The following is a 4,109-nucleotide window of genomic DNA, read 5'->3' as shown; positions in this document are numbered from 1 at the left end:
CGCTAATTGAGATGCCCGGCCCCGCCGCCCCCGCGTACCGTTGAGTGCGCGGGGGCGGCTTCGTGGTGTGCTTCCTTCTTTCTTCTTCTGCAAAAAGAGCCGTAGCGCACCCACTCCCCGTCCCCGCCTCTTCTGCTTCACGGGGGTGGGACCTGATGACGACCGCCGACGACCTCACCGGGCTGCTGTTGCGCCGACGGCAGAGTGTGTACGTGCCCGCCGGGCCGGGGCGGTCCGCCGAGACCGACGCCGCGCTCGTCGTCCTCGAAGCCGAACTCGCCGACCGCGGACACCTGTTGACCGCCCCGCTGCGCCGCGCGCTGGCCGCCCTGACCGTGGCGGACCTCGCCGCGACCGGGCGCGAGCTGCTCGCCGGCGTCGACGCCCTGATGGGCTCCGACCGCGGGCACGTCCCGCTCTTCGCCCGCTTCCGCGACGTCCCGTACCAGCACGCCCACGACCGGTACACCTCCGTCGTCCTCGCGCACCTCACCGCCCAGCCGCACCAGCCCTGCATGAACTGCGCGGGCACCAAGGCGCGGGTGCGCGCCCTCATGCCCTGCGCGCATCTGCTGTGCGACGACTGCCACCGCAAGGAGCAGGACTGGGGCTGCTGCGAAGACTGCTGCGTCTGGTACGCCTGCCAGGTCTGCGAGAAGCGTTACGAGACCGACGGCCCCCTCGACCCCTGGCTTGACACCGGCGCCGGTCTCGGCGGCGACGGAGGCCCCGTCCTGCGCGCCCTGCGCCTCGGCGCGCCCGGTGACGCCGCCGCCGAACTCGCCGCCCTGCTCGCCCGTCGTACGCCCCTGAACCCCCAGGACCACGACGACCTGGTGCTGCTCCTCGGCCACGCGGACCCGGCGGAGGCCGCCGACTGGCTGCCCGAGGCCATCGCGCTGCGCGAGAGCAAGGCGCTCGCCCTCGCCCCGCTCCTCGACCGTCCCGAGACACGTGCGCTCGTCGGGCGGTACGCGGACACCGCCACGGACGTCCTGCGGATCCTCGCCGTACGCTCCGGCGGCGATCCCGACCTGCTCGAACCGCCGCGCCTGCGGGGCCTTCCGCGTCCCGTGCGGCGCGAACTGCTCGCGCTGCTCGACGGCTTCGACTTCCGGCGCCTCACCGAGGACATGGCCCGCCACCCGCGCGCGTGGAAACGGGTCGGCGAGATCCTGCACCCCTTCGAGGCCGCCCACCGGCACGCACGCGTGGCGCTCGCCTTCGCGGTGCTGCGCGGCACCCGCGTCGGCGACGGCGCGCTCGGCGAGGTGCTGCTCAACGAGGCCGCCCGGCACGACGGCGTCCGGCTCGTCGGCGACCGGCTGCGCTTCGTCACCTGGCAGAGCCGTGTCGAGGCGGCCCTCGGGCGCTGGGACGTCACGGCCGCCGCCGACCTGCTCCGCGAGCGCCCCGGTGAACTCCTGCGCCGACTCGACCTGTTGCTCGCCCGCTCCGGCGCCGCGACCCTCCCGGAGCCGGTCGGCGAGGCGCTCGCGCACGCCCTGCCGCGCACCGCCCCCGGCCCACTCCTCGGGGCGTACGGACAGCTGAGGATCCGGTCCGTCCCCGGGCACCGCCGCGTCTTCTTCCCGCGCGGGCGGGTCACCAAGGCCTTCGCCGTGCCGGACCACCGGCCCCCGCTGCCGCCCCTGATCGCCGGACGCGCCGGTGAGCTGATCGAGGCCGAGGCGGTCCGCCGCCTCGCCGCGCGCGAGGGGGAGCGGTACGACCTGGCCGTCCTGGACGCCTCCCTCGCCGACCTGCCCGTGCCGTTCGCCGAGCGCGCCTCCGCGGCCTCCCTGGTCGCGGTGCCGCGCGGCAGCTCCCTGCCGATGCCCGCCGACAGCGAGAACGTGCGGCTCTTCCTGCACTGGCTCCAGCCCAAGGGCGTACGCGTCGACCTCGACCTGTCCGTCGCGCTCTACGACGACCAGTGGCGGTTCATCGGCCTGTGCGACTACACCCACCTCGCATACGCGGGCGGCGCCGCCCGGCACTCCGGCGACCTGACGTCCGCGCCCGCCCCGCACGGCGCCACCGAGTACCTGGACCTCGATCTGCCGCGGCTCGCCAACTGCGGGGTGCGGTTCGTCGTGCCCGCCGTCCTGTCGTACAACGACGTGCCCTTCGACGAACTCCCCGACGCCTTCGCGGGGTTCATGGCGGTCGAGGACAAGGGCCGGGCCGTCTACGACCCAAGGACCGTGCGGCAGCGCTTCGACCTCGCGGGCGACGCGAAGCTGCGCGTCCCGATGATCGTCGACCTGCGGACACGGCACGCCTGGTGGGCGGATGTCACCCTCGCCACGAACGGCGTCGACCACGACGTGTGGCGCTACCGCGAACAGCTCCGGCGCCTCGGCAACGACCTGCTCGACACCTTCCGGCCGCGCGGCCGGGCCACCCTGTGGGACCTGGCGTGCTGGACGGCGGCGGCCCGCACCGACGGCGAGGTGTACGTGCGCGGGCGCGGCCACGTCCTGTGGGGCTACCGCCGCGCCCCGGACGAGCCGCGCGCCGACTTCGCCCTGCGCGTCCGTGACGGCTGGGAACCGGACGCGCTCCGCGCCGAGCCGGACCTGGCGGGGCGCCGGGTCCTCCTGGCGCTGCTGCACGGCGAGTTGGCGGCGGCGGACGACGCCGCGTCCGGCACGGTGTACCGCCTCTACCCGGGGCCGGTCGACGCCGCGCCGCTGGAGCGGATCACGGCGGGCGACCTCGCGGCGTGGCTGGGGCCCGCCGCCTGAGCGGGGGATGATCGACAAGGTGTCGGTTCCACGAGGCGGGGCTCGACGCTGCGTCCATTGCCGCGCCGCCGGGCGAAGGCGCATGCTGCCGGGGTGCGAGCGAACCCCATGGCGTCCTCCGCCTCCTCCGTGTCCCGCCGGTCTCTGCTCCGTGCCCTCGGCGGGGGCGCGGCCGTCGGTACGCTCGCCGGGTGCGGTGTGCCCGCCGCGTACATCGCGCCGGACGAGCGCTCCGCGGGCGACCGCTCGGCGAAGGACAGGACGCTGGCCTTCGCGAACTGGCCGCTTTACATCGACACGGACGACAAGGACGCGACCAAGCGGCCCTCGCTGCTCGCCTTCGAGAAGCGGACCGGGATCGACGTCCGCTACACGGAGGAGATCAACGACAACGACGAGTTCTTCGGCAAGATAAGCCCCTCCCTGATGAACCATCAGGAGACCGGCCGGGACCTCATCGTCATCAGCGACTGGATGTGCGCCCGCTTCGTACGCCTCGGGTGGGTCCAGGAGATGGACCGCGCGCGCCAGCCGAACGTCACCAAGTACCTCGACCCGCTGCTGCGTTCGCCGCACTTCGACCCGGGGCGGAAGTTCACCGTCCCCTGGCAGTCGGGCATCACCGGCATCGCGTACAACAAGCGGAAGCTCGGCCGCGAGATCAAGCACGTCTCCGATCTGTGGGCGGACGACCTCAAGGGCCGGGTCACGCTGCTCTCCGGGCTCGACGAGGCGTTCGCACTGCTCCTCCAGGGCGACGGCGTGGACGTCACCAAGTGGACGGCGGACGACTTCCACCGGATGTGCGACAAGGTCGAGAAGCTGGTCGGCTCCCACCACATCCGCCGCTTCACCGGCAACGACTACATCAAGGACCTCTCCAGCGGCGACGTCCTGGCCTGCCAGGCCTACAGCGGTGACGTCATCCAGCTCCAGGCGGACGACCCGGACATCGAGTTCGTCGTCCCCGAGGAGGGCGCGGAGCTGTGGGCGGAGTCCCTGATGATCCCCAACCTGGCCCGCCACAAGCGCAACGCCGAGCGGCTCATCGACCACTACTACGACCCCGAGGTGGCGGCGGAGCTGGCCGCGTGGGTCAACTACGTCTGCCCGGTCCCGGCCGCCCGTGACGTCCTCGCCTCGTCCAAGGACAAGGACCTCGCCGCCCTCGCCGAGGACCCGCTGATCTTCCCGGACGACGCGATGCGGAAGCGGCTCGCGATCGCGCGGGACATCACGCCGAAGGAGCGGACGGAGTTCGCGAAGCGGTGGAACGCGCTGGCGGGGTTGTAGGGGTTGTAGGGGTTGTAGGGGTTGTAGGGGTCGTAGGGATTGCGGGGCCTGTAGGGGCTGTGGGGG

2 protein-coding genes are annotated in these 4,109 nt (G+C 73.1%); both read left to right on the top strand.

Annotated elements, in window-relative coordinates; translation table 11 throughout:
- Window positions 1-155 precede the first annotated feature (155 nt).
- Window positions 156-2,750 (top strand): MXAN_6230/SCO0854 family RING domain-containing protein, encoded by a 2,595-nt coding sequence (locus tag GKQ77_RS28870; protein WP_219691959.1) that lies wholly within the window; start codon window positions 156-158, stop codon window positions 2,748-2,750.
- Window positions 2,751-2,879: 129 nt separating this feature from the next.
- Window positions 2,880-4,043, top strand: coding sequence for an ABC transporter substrate-binding protein (locus tag GKQ77_RS28865; RefSeq protein WP_372460011.1), 1,164 nt, complete (start codon window positions 2,880-2,882; stop codon window positions 4,041-4,043).
- The last annotated feature ends 66 nt before the right edge of the window (window positions 4,044-4,109 follow it).

It is taken from the genome of Streptomyces anatolicus, assembly GCF_019400875.1.
GTDB classification, from domain to species: Bacteria; Actinomycetota; Actinomycetes; order Streptomycetales; family Streptomycetaceae; genus Streptomyces; species Streptomyces anatolicus.
The sequence above is the reverse complement of the archived record's forward strand: the minus strand, read 5'-3'. Positions and strand labels throughout refer to the sequence as shown.

Excerpts from the sequence above, each read along its gene's own strand:
- GKQ77_RS28870 (WP_219691959.1), top strand. The coding sequence starts at position 156 with ATGACGACCGCCGACGACCTCACCGGGCTGCTGTTGCGCCGACGGCAG.